At 74.2% G+C, this 16,588-nt stretch carries 17 protein-coding genes; all 17 read right to left on the bottom strand.

What is annotated here, in order from left to right; all coding sequences use genetic code 11:
- Positions 1 to 8: 8 nt before the first annotated feature.
- The 17 genes from ACH436_RS03340 to ACH436_RS03260 all read right to left on the bottom strand — a co-directional run bounded on the left by ACH436_RS03340 (position 9) and on the right by ACH436_RS03260 (position 16,444).
- A complete protein-coding gene (locus ACH436_RS03340; protein WP_430558742.1) occupies positions 9 to 551 on the bottom strand; it encodes a dihydrofolate reductase family protein in 543 nt (180 codons plus the stop codon).
- Positions 552 to 643: 92 nt separating this feature from the next.
- Entirely contained in the window at positions 644 to 1,810 is a 1,167-nt protein-coding gene (locus ACH436_RS03335; protein ID WP_430558741.1) for an ATP-dependent DNA ligase, read from the bottom strand.
- An 88-nt stretch (positions 1,811 to 1,898) separates the two neighbouring features.
- Positions 1,899 to 4,265 (bottom strand): RelA/SpoT family protein, encoded by a 2,367-nt coding sequence (locus ACH436_RS03330; protein WP_430558740.1) that lies wholly within the window; start codon positions 4,263 to 4,265, stop codon positions 1,899 to 1,901.
- Positions 4,266 to 4,318: 53 nt separating this feature from the next.
- Positions 4,319 to 4,939 carry an adenine phosphoribosyltransferase gene (locus ACH436_RS03325; RefSeq protein ID WP_430559145.1) on the bottom strand — a complete coding sequence of 207 codons (621 nt, stop codon included), beginning with the start codon at positions 4,937 to 4,939 and terminating at the stop codon, positions 4,319 to 4,321.
- Between the two features lie 17 nt (positions 4,940 to 4,956).
- Complete coding sequence (gene secF, locus ACH436_RS03320; RefSeq protein WP_430558739.1) at positions 4,957 to 6,054, bottom strand: protein translocase subunit SecF; 1,098 nt, start codon at positions 6,052 to 6,054, stop codon at positions 4,957 to 4,959.
- Complete coding sequence (secD, locus tag ACH436_RS03315) at positions 6,054 to 8,105, bottom strand: protein translocase subunit SecD (protein WP_430558738.1); 2,052 nt, start codon at positions 8,103 to 8,105, stop codon at positions 6,054 to 6,056. Before secD ends, secF begins: the two co-directional genes overlap by 1 nt.
- A gap of 187 nt (positions 8,106 to 8,292) precedes the next feature.
- Positions 8,293 to 8,736 (bottom strand): preprotein translocase subunit YajC, encoded by a 444-nt coding sequence (yajC, locus tag ACH436_RS03310; protein ID WP_430558737.1) that lies wholly within the window; start codon positions 8,734 to 8,736, stop codon positions 8,293 to 8,295.
- A 165-nt stretch (positions 8,737 to 8,901) separates the two neighbouring features.
- A complete protein-coding gene (gene ruvB, locus ACH436_RS03305; RefSeq protein ID WP_430558736.1) occupies positions 8,902 to 10,002 on the bottom strand; it encodes a Holliday junction branch migration DNA helicase RuvB in 1,101 nt (366 codons plus the stop codon).
- Positions 9,995 to 10,630, bottom strand: a complete 636-nt coding sequence (gene ruvA / locus ACH436_RS03300) for a Holliday junction branch migration protein RuvA (RefSeq protein ID WP_430558735.1) — start codon at positions 10,628 to 10,630, stop codon at positions 9,995 to 9,997. The genes ruvB and ruvA overlap by 8 nt, the downstream gene beginning before the upstream one ends.
- Before the next feature lie 133 nt (positions 10,631 to 10,763).
- Positions 10,764 to 11,354 carry a crossover junction endodeoxyribonuclease RuvC gene (ruvC, locus tag ACH436_RS03295; protein WP_430558734.1) on the bottom strand — a complete coding sequence of 197 codons (591 nt, stop codon included), beginning with the start codon at positions 11,352 to 11,354 and terminating at the stop codon, positions 10,764 to 10,766.
- Positions 11,355 to 11,475: 121 nt separating this feature from the next.
- Complete coding sequence (locus ACH436_RS03290) at positions 11,476 to 12,234, bottom strand: YebC/PmpR family DNA-binding transcriptional regulator (RefSeq protein ID WP_430558733.1); 759 nt, start codon at positions 12,232 to 12,234, stop codon at positions 11,476 to 11,478.
- A gap of 7 nt (positions 12,235 to 12,241) precedes the next feature.
- The gene (gene pdxT / locus ACH436_RS03285) at positions 12,242 to 12,886 is read right to left on the bottom strand and encodes a pyridoxal 5'-phosphate synthase glutaminase subunit PdxT (RefSeq protein WP_430558732.1); all 645 of its coding nucleotides are present in this window, start codon (positions 12,884 to 12,886) and stop codon (positions 12,242 to 12,244) included.
- A gap of 42 nt (positions 12,887 to 12,928) precedes the next feature.
- On the bottom strand, positions 12,929 to 13,843 hold the full coding sequence (locus ACH436_RS03280) for a hypothetical protein (protein WP_430558731.1): 915 nt from the start codon (positions 13,841 to 13,843) through the stop codon (positions 12,929 to 12,931).
- Positions 13,836 to 14,528, bottom strand: coding sequence for a hypothetical protein (locus ACH436_RS03275; RefSeq protein WP_430558730.1), 693 nt, complete (start codon positions 14,526 to 14,528; stop codon positions 13,836 to 13,838). Before ACH436_RS03275 ends, ACH436_RS03280 begins: the two co-directional genes overlap by 8 nt.
- Positions 14,525 to 15,226, bottom strand: coding sequence for a signal peptidase I (locus ACH436_RS03270; RefSeq protein ID WP_430558729.1), 702 nt, complete (start codon positions 15,224 to 15,226; stop codon positions 14,525 to 14,527). The genes ACH436_RS03275 and ACH436_RS03270 overlap by 4 nt, the downstream gene beginning before the upstream one ends.
- Positions 15,227 to 15,233: 7 nt before the next feature.
- On the bottom strand, positions 15,234 to 15,770 hold the full coding sequence (locus ACH436_RS03265) for an alternate-type signal peptide domain-containing protein (RefSeq protein WP_430558728.1): 537 nt from the start codon (positions 15,768 to 15,770) through the stop codon (positions 15,234 to 15,236).
- 98 nt (positions 15,771 to 15,868) lie between these two features.
- Positions 15,869 to 16,444 carry an NUDIX hydrolase gene (locus ACH436_RS03260; protein ID WP_430558727.1) on the bottom strand — a complete coding sequence of 192 codons (576 nt, stop codon included), beginning with the start codon at positions 16,442 to 16,444 and terminating at the stop codon, positions 15,869 to 15,871.
- Positions 16,445 to 16,588 lie beyond the last annotated feature (144 nt).

Raw genomic sequence — 16,588 nt, 5'->3', positions numbered from 1 at the left:
GCCCGCGATCACGCGCGGGTGTAGCGCAGGAAGACCGACCCGTCACCCAGCGGCACGCACTCGGCACGCGTGAGGTCGGCCTGCCAGCCCTCCGGGAGCAGGCCCAGCCCCCCGCCGGCGACGTGGGGCACCACGCGGACCGTCAGCTCGTCGACCAGCCCGGCGCGCAGCGCCGTCGCGGCCGTCGTCGGGCCGGAGACCTCCACGACGCCGTCGGTCCCGGCCACGATCTGGGCCAGACGGTCGGGGGTGAGCCGCGGCTCGAGCGTGGTCCGGGGAGCGTCCACGACGGCCCCCTCGGCCACGAGGCCGTCGGAGCAGACCACCTTGTCGATCCCCCGCCAGATCTCGGCGAACTCGTCCGAGGCCGCGCTCTGCCCGAGCTCCCACGTGTCCCACACGCGCATGGCGTCGTACATGTGGCGCCCCACGACGAAGGTCCGCGCGTCCCGGACCCGGTCGTTGATGAACGCGTGCACGGCGTCGTCCGGCGCGCCCCAGTCGAAGTCGCCCGACGCGTCGGCCACGTAGCCGTCGAGCGAGCAGCTCATCAGTCCGTACCTGAGTGTTCCCATGCCCCCCAGACCCGCCCCGGGCCCCGAACTCATCGCCCGGAGCCTGAGCCGGCGTCACGCGTGCGGGCTCAGGCGGTGCCCGGCGCCCCGGGCAGGAGGTCCGCCAGGTCGTAGCCGACCGGCTCCTCGAGCTGCGCGTACGTGCACGACGACGGCTCGCGGTCGGGCCTCCAGCGCTTGAACTGCGCGGTGTGCCGGAAGCGCGAGCCCTCCATGTGGTCGTACCCGACCTCGATCACCCGCTCGACGCGCAGCGGCGTGAACGACAGGTCCTTGCCGGCGCTCCAGCGCGACTGCGCGCCCGGACGCCGCTCCCCCGCGCTGCCGTCCGCGACGGCGGGGTCCTGCCAGTCGGCCCAGGGGTGCGCCGCGGCGTCGGCCGTCCCCGGCTCGACGACGAGCGGGGCCAGCTCGGCGTGCAGGGCCGCGCGGCGCGCCGCCGGGAACGACGCCGACACCCCCACGAACTGCAGGCTCGTGGGGTCGTCGGGCTCCGCGTACAGGCCCAGCAGCAGCGAGCCGATGAGCGGCGCGTCGGGCGTCGAGGTCTTGTGCAGCCGGTAGCCGGCGAGGACGACGTCGGCCGTGCGGGCGTGCTTGATCTTCAGCAGGGCCCGCTTGTTCGGCTGGTACGGGTCGTCGAGCCGCTTCGCGACGACTCCGTCGAGGCCCGCTCCCTCGAAGGCCCGGAACCAGTCGCGCGCGACGGCGGCGTCCTGCGTCCGGGGCGTGGCGTGCACCCGCGGGCCGCCGAGGCCCAGCCCGTCGAGCACGGCGAGCCGGTCACGCAGGGGACGCCCGGACAGGTCGTCGTCCCCGAGGGCGAGGACGTCGAAGACGACGAGGCTCGCGGGCGTCTCGGAGGCGAGCATCCGCACCCGCGACTCGGCGGGGTGGATCCGCTGCCCGAGCGCGTCGAAGTCCAGGTGCGCGGCCGACCCGGCCCCCGTGGTCGCCGGGTCCCCCGGGCGGGCGACCACGATCTCGCCGTCGACCACGCACCGCTCCGGCAGCGCGTCGAGCACCGCGTCGACCACGTCCGGGAAGTAGCGCTGCATCGGCCGGCCGTTGCGGGAGTCGATCCGCACCTCGTCACCGTCGCGGAACACCAGCGCACGGAACCCGTCCCACTTCGGCTCGTACACCCAGGCCGACCCGCCGTCGGGCTGGTCCGGGACCTCGGGCACCGACCTGGCGAGCATGGGCAGCACCGGCGGTTCGAGCGGCAGCGTCATGCACGCGAACCTACTCCGCGAGGTCGCGGCCTGCCCGCCGCGTCGCCGTGCGGGTCAGAGCCTTCCGCCGGTCAGGGCCTCGTGCCGGTCAGACGTCTGCGGACTCCTGGTGCACGTCCGCCGCCCGCGTCCCGGTGATCCGGTACACGTCGAACACCCCGTCCACCTTCCGCACCGCGCTGAGCACCTGCTGCAGGTGGCCGGGCTCCGCCATCTCGAAGACGAACTTCGACAGCGCGATCCGGTCGGACGACGTCGAGACTGTCGCCGACAGGATGTTCACGTGGTAGTCCGACAGCACCTTCGTGACGTCGGACAGCAGCCGCGACCGGTCGAGCGCCTCGACCTGGATCTGCACCAGGAACATCGTGTTCGCGCCGGTCGTCCAGGACACGTCGACCATGCGCTCGGGCTGCGCCTTGGCCAGCTGCTCCGCGTTGGCGCAGTCCGCGCGGTGCACGCTCACGCCCGCGCCGCGCGTCACGAAGCCGACGATCGAGTCCCCGGGCACCGGGGTGCAGCACTTGGCGAGCTTCACCCAGATGTCGTCCACGCCCTTGACGACCACGCCCGGGTCGCCGGTCCGGCCGCGCCGGGAGGGCCGGCCCGGGGCCGCGACCTCGGCCGCGTCCTCCTCCGTCCCCTCCTCGCCGCCCAGCGACTTGACCAGCAGGTCGACGACGTGCGGCGCCGACGCGTGCCCCTCGCCGACCGCCGCGTACAGCGCGGAGACGTCGGCGTAGCGCAGGTCGTTCGCGAGCCCGACGAGGGCCTCGTGGCTCAGCAGGCGTTGGATCGGCAGGTTCTGCTTGCGCATCGCCTTCGTGATGGCGTCCTTGCCCTGCTCGATCGCCTCCTCGCGCCGCTCCTTGGTGAACCACTGGCGGATCTTGTTGCGGGCGCGCGCGGACTTGACGAAGGCGAGCCAGTCGCGCGACGGGCCCGCCGACTCGGCCTTCGACGTGAGGATGTCGACCGTGTCGCCGTTCTGCAGCGTGGAGTCCAGCGGCACGAGGCGCCCGTTGACGCGCGCGCCCATCGTGCGGTGGCCCACCTCGGTGTGCACCGAGTACGCGAAGTCGACCGGCGTGGCCCCGGCGGGCAGCGCCATCACCTCGCCCTTCGGCGTGAAGACGTACACCTCCGCGCCACCGATCTCGTAGCGCAGGGAGTCGAGGAACTCGCTCGGGTCGGCGGTCTCCCGCTGCCAGTCCACGAGCTGGCGCAACCACGCCATGTCGTTGGCGCGCGGGTCCTCCGACACCGTCTTGCCGGCCGGCGCCATCTGCTTGTACTTCCAGTGCGCCGCGACGCCGTACTCCGCACGGCGGTGCATGTCGTGCGTGCGGATCTGGATCTCGACCGGCTTGCCGCCCGGGCCCACGACCGTCGTGTGCAACGACTGGTACATGTTGAACTTCGGCATCGCGATGTAGTCCTTGAACCGGCCCGGGACCGGGTTCCAGCGCGCGTGGAGCGCGCCCAGCACCGCGTAGCAGTCGCGCACGGTGTCCACGAGGACGCGCGTGCCGACCAGGTCGTAGATCTCCGCGAAGTCGTGCCCGCGCACGATCATCTTCTGGTAGATCGAGTAGTAGTGCTTGGGCCGGCCCGTGACCGTGGCCCTGATCTTGGCGCTGCGCAGGTCGGCGGAGATCTGCTCGCGCACCACCGACAGGTACTCCTCGCGCGCCGGGGCCCGCTCCGCCACCAGGTGCACGATCTCGTCGTACACCTTGGGGTACAGGGTCTGGAAGGACAGGTCCTCCAGCTCCCACTTGATGGTGTTCATGCCCAGCCGGTGCGCCAGCGGGGCGTAGATCTCCAGCGTCTCGCGCGCCTTGCGCTGCGCCGACGTCCCCGACACGTACTTCCAGGTGCGGGCGTTGTGCAGCCGGTCGGCGAGCTTGATGACCAGCACGCGGATGTCCTTGGCCATCGCCACGACCATCTTGCGCACGGTCTCCGCCTGGGCGGCGTCGCCGTACTTCACCTTGTCCAGCTTGGTGACGCCGTCGACGAGCATGGCGATCTCCTCGCCGTACTCCCGCGTCAGCTCGTCGAGCCCGTAGTCGGTGTCCTCGACCGTGTCGTGCAGCAGGGCGGCCGCCAGCGTCGCGCCGTCGAACCCGAGCTCGGCCAGGATCGTCGCGACGGCGACCGGGTGCGTGATGTACGGGTCACCGGACTTGCGCTCCTGGCCCCGGTGGCACCGCTCGGCCGTCGCGTAGGCGCGCTCGAGGACCGACAGGTCGGACTTCGGGTGGTTGGTGCGCACGGCCTGGAGCACCGGCTCCAGCGCGGGCGTCGTGGGCGGGGCGCCGCGCACCCCGAGGCGCACGAGCCTGTTGCGCACGCTCCGCCCGGACCCCGGACCCCGGCCCGGCGTCGACGCCTGGCCGGACGTCCCCTGGGGCGCGGCGGCGGCGCGCGCGACCTTCGTCTCGTCGCTCATCTGCGCCTCCTTCCGCAACCACCGCGGGGTCGCCGTCGGCCGGGACGGCAAGTCTACGACTCCACGCGCAGCAGAGCCTCGACCGTCCGCCCGGCCAGCCTGTCGCGTCCGCCCAGGCCCGCGAGCTCGAGCAGGAACGCGAGGGCGACCACCTGACCGCCCGACCGCTCCACGAGCTCGGCCGCTGCGCGCGCCGTGCCGCCCGTCGCGAGCACGTCGTCGACCAGGAGAACACGCGCCCCCGCCTCGAGTGTTCCCGTGCGCAGCTCGATCGCCGCCGAGCCGTACTCGAGGTCGTAGTCGACGCGCTCCACCGGGGGCGGCAGCTTGCCCGCCTTGCGCAGCGGCAGGAACCCGACGCCGAGCCGCGTGGCCAGCGGCGCGCCCAGGAGGAAGCCGCGCGCCTCCATCCCCGCGACGACGTCCACCCCGCCGTCGGCGTCCACGACCCCGGCGAACGCCTCCACGACGTCCGCCAGCGCCGCGCCGTCCGCCAGCAGCGGGGTGATGTCGCGGAACACCACCGGCGGGTGCGGGTAGTCCGGCACGTCGCGGATCAGCGCGCGCACCTCCGCGGCGCGGGCGGCGCCGAGCCCGCCCAGGCCGTCGACGACGATGTCGTCCACGATGCTGCTCCTCGTGTCGTCCGCGGCGCCGCCCGCCGTCCCGTCCATCACGCTCACCGCCGGCCTCAGCGACCGCGCTTGCGGCGCGGCTGGGCCTGGTTGCCCTGGTGCTGGCCGGGGATCAGCTGCGCGGAGCCGGTCGTGTACGCCGCGACCTCGGCCTCGTGACCGCCCTCGGCCACCAGGCCGGCGCGCTCCTCGAGGACCGCCTTGGTGTGCGCGCCGATCTTCGGCTCCCGCTCGCGCAGGGCGACGTCGAGCGGCGTCGCGAGGAAGAGCGACGACGCCGCACCGACCGCGATACCGACGAACAGCGACAGCGACAGGTCGCGCAGCGTGCCCGCGCCCAGCAGGAAGGCACCGACGAAGAGGATGCTCGCCACCGGCAGGAGCGCCACGACCGAGGTGTTGATCGAGCGCACCAGCGTCTGGTTCACCGCCAGGTTGGCCCGCTCGGCGTAGGTGCTGCGGGTCTGCGTGAGCACGTCCGCCGTGTTCTCGCGGACCTTGTCGAACACGACCATCTTGTCGTAGAGCGAGAAGCCCAGGATGGTGAGGAAGCCGATGATGGTCGACGGCGTGACCTCCCAGCCGATCGCCGCGTAGACGCCGGCCGAGATGAGCAGGTCCCCGAGCATCGCCACGATGGCCGCCACGGACATCCGCCAGGCGCGGAAGTACACGGCCATGAACAGCGCCGCGGCCACGACGAACACGACGGTGCCCCACAGCGCGCGCGTCGAGACGCCGGCGCCCCAGGTGGGACCGACGAACGACGTCGTCACGGCGGACTCGTCGACGCCGTACGCCTCGGCGAGGCCGGTGACGAGCTGCGCCTCCTGCTCGGCGGTCACCTCCTCGGTCTGCACGCGTACCGCCGACCCGCCCACGATCGCCACGCGGGGCTCCTCGCTCGGGAGCACCTCGTGCACGGTGTCGATCGCCACCTGCTGCTCGGTGGAGGTCACGTCGTTGACCGTGAACTCCGTACCGCCCCGGAAGTCGATGCCGAGGGTGAGGCCCTTGACGAGGATGACGGCGATCGAGGCGATCGCAAGGATCCCCGCCACCGTGAACCAGCGCTTGCGGCGCTGCACGATCGGGTAGGACCGCCGGCCCGTGTAGAGGTCGTTGCCCCACTGGGCGAATCGCATGCGGGCCATCAGCGGCTCTCCTCGTTCGTGCCGGAGTGGTTCTCACCGGTCGCCGAGGGCGATCCGTCGTCCGGTCCGGCGCCCGGTCCCGTGTCCGCCTGCTCGGCGGCGGCCCGACGCTCGGCCGCGCGACGCTCGGCGATCGTCAGCCGGCGCCCGGAGGCGTCGGTGACCGGGGCCGCCGGCGCCTGGCGCGCCCCGCTGTGCACGGGCTCCGCCACCACGCGCTCGCCACCCGCGTCGGCGGCGTCCGAGGCCGCGGCGGTGGGTGCGCCCCCCGCGGCGGCGGGCTGCGGTGTCCGGACGCGCCCTGCTCCCACGTACCGGGGGCCGAGGCCCGCGCGCAGGCGCTCGGGCGACAGGCCCGACCAGAGGTGACCGTCCCGGAAGAACGGGATCTTGGTGAGGACCACCATCATCGGATGCGTGAACCAGAACACGACGGCGACGTCGATGATCGTCGTCAGGCCCAGGGTGAACGCGAAGCCCTGCACGCCGCCCACGGCCAGGAAGTACAGGATGATCGCGGAGATCAGGTTGACCGCCTTGGCGGCGAGGACCGTGCGGCGGGCGCGCACCCAGCCGCGCTCGACGGCGTAGGCCAGGGTCCTGCCGTCACGTAGCTCGTCGCGGATGCGTTCGAAGTACACGATGAACGAGTCCGCGGTGAAACCGATCGCGACGATCAGTCCGGCGACGCCCGCGAGCGAGAGCCGGTAGCCCATCCCCCACGAGAGCAGGGCGATCGACGCGTACGTGATCAGACCCGCGACCACGAGCGACGCGACCGTCAGCAGGCCGAGGGTGCGGTACTGCAGCAGCGAGTACACGACGACGAGCGCGAGGCCGATCAGGCCGGCGATGAGGCCGTTGCGCAGCTGCTCGGAGCCGAGGGTCGCGGAGATGACCTCCTGGCTCTCCACCGTGTACTGCACCGGCAGGGCGCCGAAGCTCAGCTGGTTGGCCAGCGTGGCCGCCGTGTCCCGGGTGAACGAGCCGGAGATCGTCGCCTGGCCGTTGGAGATGATGACGCCCGGGTCCAGGGAGGGCGCCGAGACGACGAGGCCGTCCAGGACGATGGCGAACTGGTTGCGCGGCGCCTCGAGGCCCTGCAGACGCGTCGTGGTCTCGCGGAACTCGCGCGTGCCCACCGTGTCGAAGTTGAGGAAGACGCCCCACTCGTTGGTGGTCGTGCCGTTCGCGCCCGGCACCAGGCCGGAGCTGGCCGACGAGATGTGGACGCCGTCGACCTCCATCGGGCCGAGGATGTACTTCATCCCGTCCTGCTCGCCGCAGGTGACCAGGGGCTTGTCCGGGTCGTCCCCGCCGCCGCCCTTGAGGTTGGCCGGGTCGGTGCAGTCGAGCTCCTCGAACTGCTTCTGGATCTCGGGGGTGATCTGCGCCAGGTCGCTCGGGTCGGACGCCGCCGCGGCGTCCTCGCCCTCGGGCGTCGCCGACGGCGACGGGTCGGCACCCTCGCCCGACGTCTCGGTGGCGGTCGCCGTCGGCGTGGCCGAGGGGTCCGTGTCCGCCGGGACGGTCAGCGGCGCCCCCGCGCCCTTGCCGCTCGGGGTGTCGCCGGCGTCGGTGGCCGCGTCGTCCGCGGCGGCGTCGTCCGCGCCGTCCCCTGCGGCACCGTCACCGGCGTCCGGAGAGGCCGACGGCTGCGGCGTCGGCATGCCCGCGGCGTACGTCAGCACGGGGCGGAAACGCATCTGCGCGGGCTGCGAGATGAGGTCGATGGTCTCCTGCGACACCTCGCCGGGGATGCCCACGACGATGTTCTGGGAGCCCTGCGCGGTGATCTCCGCCTCGGACACGCCCGAGGAGTCGATGCGCTGGCGGATGACGTTGATCGACTCGTCGATCGTCGCCGAGGTCACCTGCGACCCGTCGGTGGTGTCCGCCTTGAGGATCAGCTGCGTGCCGCCCTGCAGGTCGAGCGCGAGCCCCGGGGCCCAGCTCGCGCCGTCGGGGTTGCTGTCCGACTTGGCGTCCCAGAAGACGCCGGCGCCGACGGCGAGGAACGGCAGGACGATCGTCAGGATCGTGAAGACCACGAGGGTGCGTACCGGACGCGACCGCTTCGTGCGTGAGTTCGCCAACTTCTGTCTCTTCCCGTCTGCGCGCCGCCCCGGGGTCGACGCGTGATGGCGCCGGCCGGGATCACCCCGACCGGCGCGTCGTCAGGCCGACGGGCGCGAACGCCCGCCGACCCATGTCGCTGGTGCTGTCACTTCGCTGCTGTCACTTGGTGGTGCCGGCCTCGCCCTCGTCACGACGCTGCTGCTCCCGGTACTCCCGCTGCGCGGTGTCCAGGCTCGACAGGTCGTCGGGGACGTCGATGTGACCGTCGCCGGAGGTGATCGTACCGGTCGCGGAGGACTCGGTTGTGACGTCGGTCTCGTCGGTCGCCTCGGCGGGCTCCTCGACGGGCGTGTCGACGCGCTTGGCGATGGCCGCGCGCAGCCAGCGGGTCTGCGCGCCGCCGGGGACCGTCTCGATGGTGACGGTGTCGGTCGTCTCGTCGATCTCCACGACCGTGCCGAACAGGCCCGAACCGGTCATGACCTCCTGGCCCGGCGCGAGCTGCGACCGGAACTCGGCCTGCTGCTTCTGCTGCTTGCGCGTCCGCGAGCTCATGAAGAACATGAGCCCGGCGAGGACCACGAAGAGGATGATGAGTTCCACGGAGCGTCCTTGTCTGTCGCTGCCCGACGGTCGACCGACTGCCGGGCGTCGGGGCGCACCGGTCGGCGCGCCGGCGCAGGGTCCTGCGCACACGGGCCCCAACGAGCACGGCACCCGTCGAGTTCCGGCCCCGGGGCCGTCCGCGGCCGGGGGGGCGTTCCCAGTCTACTGGGGTGTCACGGCGTCGCCGTCGGCCCCGCCGGTCCCGTCGAACAGCGTGCCGCCGAGCGGCGCGCCCCACGCGCCGGGCGGGGGCTCGAGGCCGAGGTGCTCCCACGCCGCCTGCGTCGCGACCCGCCCTCGCGGGGTGCGTCCCAGCAGGCCCTCGCGCACGAGGTACGGCTCCGCGACCGTCTCGACGGTGTCCGGCTCCTCCCCCACGGTCATCGCGAGCGTGCCCAGGCCGACGGGACCGCCGGCGAACCGGCGGCAGACCGCGTCGAGCACCGCACGGTCCAACCGGTCCAGGCCGATCGGGTCGACCTCGTAGACCTCGAGCGCGGCGCGGGCCGCGCGCAGGTCGAGGCTGCCGTCGCCGCGCACCTGCGCCCAGTCCCGCACGCGGCGCAGCAGGCGGTTCGCGATGCGGGGGGTGCCGCGCGAGCGGCCGGCGATCTCGTGCGCCGCGGCGTGCTGGATGTCCACGCCCAGCAGCCCCGCGGACCGGGTGATGACCCGCTCGAGCTCGTGGGCGTCGTAGAAGTCGAGGTGGCCCGTGAAGCCGAACCGGTCGCGCAGCGGGGCGGGCAGCAGCCCGGACCGCGTCGTCGCGCCGACGACGGTGAACGGCGGCAGCGCGAGCGGGATGGCGCTCGCCCCCGCGCCCTTGCCCACGACGACGTCGACGCGGAAGTCCTCCATCGCGACGTACAGCAGCTCCTCGGCGGGCCGGGCGAGGCGGTGGATCTCGTCGATGAACAGGACCTCGCCCTCCTCGAGCGAGGAGAGCACCGCCGCCAGGTCGCCCGCGTGCTGGATCGCGGGCCCGCTCGTGACGCGCAACGAGGTGCCGAGCTCGGCGGCGATGATCATCGCCAGCGTCGTCTTGCCGAGGCCCGGCGGGCCGGACAGGAGCACGTGGTCGGGTGCCGCGTCGCGCGCCAGGGCCGCCTGGAGCACGAGGGAGAGCTGGTCCCGCACGACCCGCTGCCCGACGAACTCGTCGAGCTTCTTGGGCCGCAGCGCCGCCTCGGCAGCGCGCTCGACGTCGTCCGCGGAGGACGTGACCAGGCGCTCCCCGCCGTACTCGGGGTCCGCCTCAACCACGGCGTCCGCCCAGGGAGCGCAACGCCGCGCGGAGGGTGGCCGAGACGTCGACGGGGCCGCCGTCCTCGGCGCCCTCGCCGGCCTCGGCGAGCACCCGGTCGACGGTGTCCTGCGCGACCTTCGTCGGCCAGCCCAGGCCGACCAGCGCCTCGACCACCTGCTCGCGAGCCGGGTCCCCCGTCGCGGCGGGGACCGCCGGGGCGGCCTCGTCCGGGCCGCCCGCCGCGGGGGCGCCCAGCTTGCCGCCGAGCTCGAGCACCAGCCGCTGCGCGCTCTTGGGGCCGACGCCGGGCACCCGGCGCAGGGCGGCCAGGTCCTCGGTGGCGACGGCGCGACGCAGCGCGTCGGGCGTGAGCACGGCGAGCATGGCCAGCGCGATGCGGGGGCCGACCCCGGACACGGACTGGGCGGTCTCGAACACCTCCCGCTCGTCCGCCTCGGCGAAGCCGAACACCGTCATCGAGTCCTCGCGGACGACCAGCGTGGTGTGCAGCTGGGCCCGCTCCCCCACCCGGAGGCCGGCGAGCGTGCCGGGGGTGGCGTGCACGAGGTACCCGACGCCGCCGACGTCGAGCACGGCCCGCTCGAGCGTCACGTGCGTGACCGTACCGGTCAGGGAGGCGATCACCGTGGTCCTTCCGTCGAGCTGGCATCCGTCGAGCGCCCGGGCGGCGTCGAACACCCGTACGAGGCGTCACTGTAACAACCGGCACCCACGCCGGGGCGGCGACACACGACGCCGGGGACCCTCCGGGGCGACCTCAGCGCCGGGCGCGGGAGGGCGCCCCGCGGTGGGACCCGGTGCGCGCGGTGCGCTCGGCCGCGGCCCAGGCCCGCTGGGCGGGGGTGAGCTCGTTCCGCTCGCCGCCCTGCAGCGCACCCGACGGCCGCCACAGGTGCGTGACGGCGAGGGCGAGCGCGTCGGCGGCGTCGGCCGGCCGCGGCAGCTCGTCGAGCCCGAGGATTCGCGCGATCATGCGCTGCACCTGCTCCTTGTCCGCGCGGCCGGACCCGGTGACCGCGGCCTTGACCTCGCTGGGCGTGTGCATCGCGACCGGCACGCCGCGCCGGGCCGCCGCGACCATCGCCAGGCCGGCCACCTGCGCCGTGCCCATCACCGTGCCGAGGTTGTTCTGGGCGAACACGCGCTCCACGGCCACCACGTCGGGCACCGTGCGCTCGAGCCACTCGTCCAGCCCCTCGGCGATGCGCAGCAGCCGCAGGTCCACGCTCAGCTCCGGCTCGCTGCGCACGACGCCGACGTCGACCATGCGGGCCCTGCGGCCCGGCAGCGAGTCGACGACGCCGACACCGCACCGGGTCAGCCCCGGGTCCACCCCCAGCACGCGCACGCCGTCACCCTCTCACGCGTCCCGCCGAGGTAGCTCGATCCACGCCGAAACAGTTCGAGCCTCCGCGAGGTAGTGGTCCGGACCACTACCTCGCGGAGGCTCGAACTACCTCGGCGTGAGGTCACTCGTCGTCGAGGGCCGCCATGACCTCGTCGGAGGCGTCGAAGTTCGCGTAGACGTTCTGCACGTCGTCGCTGTCCTCCAGCGCGTCGATGAGGCGCATGATCTTGCGCGCGCCCTCGACGTCGACCTCGACCTCCATGGACGGGTGCCAGATGGAGTCGGCGGAGTCGTACTCGATGCCCGCCTCCTGGATGGCGGTGCGCACGGCCACGAGGTCCGTGGCCTCGGAGAGGACCTCGATGACGTCGCCCTCGTCGCTGACCTCCTCGGCGCCCGCGTCGAGCGCGGCGAGCATGACGTCGTCCTCGGTGACGCCCTCGGCCTTGGGCACCACCACGAGGCCCTTGCGGGAGAACAGGTAGGACACCGAGCCCGGGTCGGCCAGGTTGCCGCCGTTGCGCGAGAACGCGAGGCGCACCTCGGAGGCGGCGCGGTTCTTGTTGTCGGTGAGGCACTCGACGAGGACGGCGATGCCGTTCGCGCCGTAGCCCTCGTACATGATCGTCTGGTAGTCGACCGCGTCGGCGCCCTCGCCGGAGCCGCGCTTGACCGCACGGTCGATGTTGTCGTTCGGGACCGACGACTTCTTCGCCTTCTGGATGGCGTCGAACAGCGTCGGGTTGCCGGCAGGGTCGCCGCCGCCCGTGCGCGCGGCGACCTCGATGTTCTTGATCAGCTTCGCGAAAAGCTTGCCGCGCTTGGCGTCGATCGCCGCCTTCTTGTGCTTGGTCGTGGCCCACTTGGAGTGACCTGACATGCGCTCCCTAACTCCTTCGCGATGCTTGGACGAGCCGGACGAACAGCCCGTGCACGCGCGCGTCCCCCGTGATCTCCGGGTGGAACGCGGTGGCGAGCAGCCGTCCCTGACGTGCTGCGACGATCTTACCGGCGGCGGGCCCCACCGTGGAGCCGTCCGCCCAGCGGTCCGGGATGCGGGCGAGCACCTCGACGTCCGGGCCTGCCTCCTCGACCCAGGGCGCGCGGATGAACGCGGTACGCACGGGGCGGCCGCCGGCGACGTCCGAGACGCCCGCGACCTGCAGGTCCGCCTCGAACGAGTCGACCTGCCGCCCGAACGCGTTGCGCCGCACGAGGACGTCCATCCCGCCCAGCGTGCGCTGGTCGGCGGTGCCGCCCTCGATGCGGTCGGCGAGCAGGATCATGCCCGCGCACGAGCCGAACACGGGCAGTCCCTCGCCGATCAGTCGCCGCAGCGGGTCGGCGAGCTCGAACAGCCGCAGCAGCTTGTCGATGGTGGTCGACTCGCCCCCGGGCAGCACGAGCCCGTCGACGGCGTCCAGCTCGGCGGGGCGGCGCACGCTCACCGCGCGGGCGCCGGCCTGCTCGAGGGCGGCGGTGTGCTCGCGCACGTCGCCCTGGAGGGCGAGGACGCCGATCGTCGTGGTCACCGGGGCAGTGTAGGTGGCCCGCGCGGCCCGGCACCCCTCCGTTCAGGTGCAGGTGCCCAGCACGCCCGCGGTGATCGAGTACCGGCGCGTGTTCGACCACGCGGAGGTCCAGGTGACGCTCGTGAACACGCGGTCCGCGCGGACCCGCGCCGTCCCGTTGGTCACCGCCCCGGTCACCGCGTGGGTGGTCGTCCCCGCGGCCACCTGTGTCAGCGTGTTCCCGCCCGGCCCGGAGCCGAACGTGTAGCGCGTGGCCCCGGAGGCGGCGGTCCAGTTGAACGTCACCGACGCGATGCCGAGCAGGCCGCACGTCAGGTTCGTCGGGGCCGGCACGGTGGCGGCGCCCACGGCCCCGCTGGTCACCGTGCCCGTGTCGTTCCACGACGTGCCCGGGATCGTCGCCGCGAGCGCCACGGACACGCCGCCGCTCTGGCCCTGGGTGGTGGAGGGGGCCGTGGTCGACACCGCCACCGCCACGCACAGCGACGCCGTGCCGCCCGCGGGGACGGTCGCGGTGCCGCCGTTCCCCGCGCCGCAGCCGGTCCCCGTGTCCGCCGCGCCGAACGACGCGCTGGTCGTGAACGCCGTGCCGAGCGTCCCGGTCCGGGACGTCGTCGCGGTCACCGTGGCCGGCCGCGAGCCGCCGTTGCGCACCGTGACGAGCTCGGAGGCGCCGGAGCCCGGCACCGCCGCCGTGAGGGTGAGGGCCGGCAGGCTCACCGTGCCGCCGCGACCGACGAGGCCGTTGCCGAGGCCCGCGACCTGCACGTCCACCGTCGCGGCCGCGAGGCGGTTCGTCGGGGCCGTCGCGGTGCCGGTCGCGCGCCACCAGGCCCACGCCGCCCCGCTGCCGGCGAGCACCACGGCCATCGCCGTCACCACCAGCACGGCGACCCGGCGCACCCCGGTCGCCCGCCGGGCACGACCCCGGGCGGCGTGCTGCGCCCGCTCACCCACGACCCGGACCTCCCCGGCGACCGACCGCCCGTAGCGCCGCGCCCGCCGCGACGGCCCCCGCCGCGGCGAGCAGCACGACCACGGCGGCGCCGCCCGTGCGGGCGAGGCCGCCCTCGGCGAGCGGACGGGCCCCCGCGAGCGCCGCGGCGCGCTCGTCCTCGCCCTCGCCCTCGCCCTCGCCGGCCAGGGTCACCACCACGTCGAGGGGAGCCGTGGCGCCCTCGACCTCGTCGCCCGCCGTCGCCGCGAGGGTCACCTCCAGCGCGACGGGAAGCACCTCCGACTCGGCGACACGCACCGGTACCGGCCCCTCGGCCGCCGACCAGGGCGCGTCCGCCGCGCGGACGCGCACGTCGAGGGCGTCGGCAAGGGCGGCGTCGGCGGCGTCCCCCTCGCCGTGCTCGACCGCCACGGCCACCGCGCCGTGCGCCGGGCCCGGGCCGTCGTTGCGCACGAGCAGCACGCTGCGCCTGGTCTCCCCGGGCACCCAGGCCGTGGCGTCGAACAGGGGCGTGGCGAGCTCGCTCGACCACCGGCGTCCGTCCACGCTCAGCGCGACGCCGCCGGGGTCGTCCGCCCCTGCCGCCGAGGCGGGGACGCCGGCCACGAGGACCGCGCCCAGCGCGGCCACCGGCGCGAGGTCGCGTCGCACGGCCGCGACGGGCCGACGAGCCAGCGCCGTCATGGCCTCTCCTCCGGCGCCCGCCCGCGGGTGGTCCCGGCCGGCGCCGACCCCTCGTCGGGCCACCAGGTCGCCAGCCCGTCCGACCTGTCCGACGCATGCGGCACGGGCGGCACTGGCGGCACTGGCGGCACTGGCGGCACTGATGACTCAGGGCGCCGTCGGCGCCGGTCGCGCACCTCGCCCGCGACCAGCCACCCGGCGTAGCCGAGGAGCGCGAGCGCGACGACCGTGCTCAGCGTCCGCCGCTGGTCGGGCGTGCCGAGCCCCATCACCCGGCCCAGCTGGGGCACCGCGTACCAGAGCACGCCGCGCACCTGCACGGCCCGCACCGGCTGCGGGTCGCTCACCTCGTTCGCGTCGCCCCGGGTGAGCAGGGTGCGCTCGCCGGCGGCGGTCGTCCCCAGGCCCACGACGCGGTGGGTCACCACGGTGGGGTCGCCGGAACGCAGCTGGTAGGTGACCACCTGACCGGTCGTGATCGTCTCGACGTCCGCCGGGCGCGTCACGACGAGCGTGCCGACGTCGAGCGCGGGCCGCATCGAGCCGGTCGCGACGCCGTAGGGGGTCGCGCCCCCGAGCCGGGGGATCACGACGACGAGCAGGAGCGCCCCGCCCGCCACCAGCAGGACGGCCCCGGCGAGGACGCGCCCGAGCACGCGCCGCACGCCGGCGCCCGGGCGCGGTGGTGCCGCGTCCACGCCGCGCTCAGGGTGCGGGGACGACGTGCGCCTGCGTGACCTGGACCGTGACGTCCTCGAGCGCGGCGGTCAGCGCCTGCGTGTCGTTCGCCGCGGCGGTGTCGAACGCCGCCTCGAGGTTGACCACGAGCGGGTCCGACGCGCCCACGGGGACGGGGTCGGTCAGCGGGAGCGCGAGCGTCTCGCCGGCCAGCGTCGCGGAGGTGAGGCTCAGGTCGAGCGCGGCGGTGAGGGCGTTGTCCTCGCCCCACGACGGCGCCGAGACGGTGATCTCGCCGAGGGCGAGGTGGTCCCCGGTGCCCCCGACCGTCAGGGAACAGGTCGTCGTCACCGTGTCGCCCGGCACGATGCCGTCCGTCACGGGCCCGCCGCCGTCGAGGGTCCAGTCCCCGCACGTCCCGTCGGTCATGGTGAGGGTGCCCGCGGTCACGTCCGTGCCCGTCGAGGTCCCCTGGGCGGTCCAGTACGCGATGGTCTGGGCCCCACCGACCAGCAGGACGGCGGCACCTCCCGTCGCGATCGCTGCCTTCGTCAGTCGGTTCACGTCGATGCCCCCCGGTGCTCCGTGCACTCGTCCGCACGTCGGTGTGCAGGACGCGGATGCCATCGACCGTAACGAAAGGATGCCCAGGGCGCGCGTCGTCACCCGGTGGCGTCGTCGAGCTCCTCCGGGTCGGCGGGCTCGTCGTCGTACTGGGTGCCGAGGTGGCGCACGGTGCCGTCCCAGCCGCGCGCCAGCGCGTCGACGAGGTCCGGCAGCACGGACGGGAACACCTCGCGCGTCTCGGCCCGCAGCTGCGCCGTCGTGAGCCAGCGCATCTCGTCGAGCACGTCGCGCTCGACGGGCGTCCAGCCGGCGTCGGTCGGCTCGTGGCCGCCGTCGACGCGGGCGAGGAAGAAGACCTCGTCCTGGCGGCACGTCTCCGCGAGGAACCGGAAGATGCCGGCCCGGGTCAGCACGGGGCCCACCAGGTCGGTGGGCGCGAGGGCGAGCCCCGCCTCCTCGCGCAGCTCGCGCAGCGCGGCGTCGACCTCGCTCTCGCCCGCGTCGATGCCGCCGCCGACGGTGAACCACCACGACCGCTCGGGCTGGTCGGCGTCGTGGCCGCGCACCAGCAGCACGCGGTCCGCGTCGTCGAGCACGATGACGCGCGCGGCGCGCCGCCGGCGCAGCCCGTCCGGCCCGACCGCCCAGTCGTCCCCGAGGGCCGGGGTCACGGCAGCAGCCCCGCCAGGCGCACCGATCCCGGCCCGGCCTCGACGTCGGGGTCCACGGCTGACGGGGAGGGTGCATCCATGCCGCTCATGGTAGCCACGAGCGAGACCTCGACGACTCCACCTCCGTGCTCCCGAAGGAGCACC

Source organism: Isoptericola sp. NPDC019693 (assembly GCF_044389085.1).
Lineage (GTDB): Bacteria > Actinomycetota > Actinomycetes > Actinomycetales > Cellulomonadaceae > Isoptericola.
This window is presented reverse-complemented; position numbering and strand designations above follow the sequence as displayed.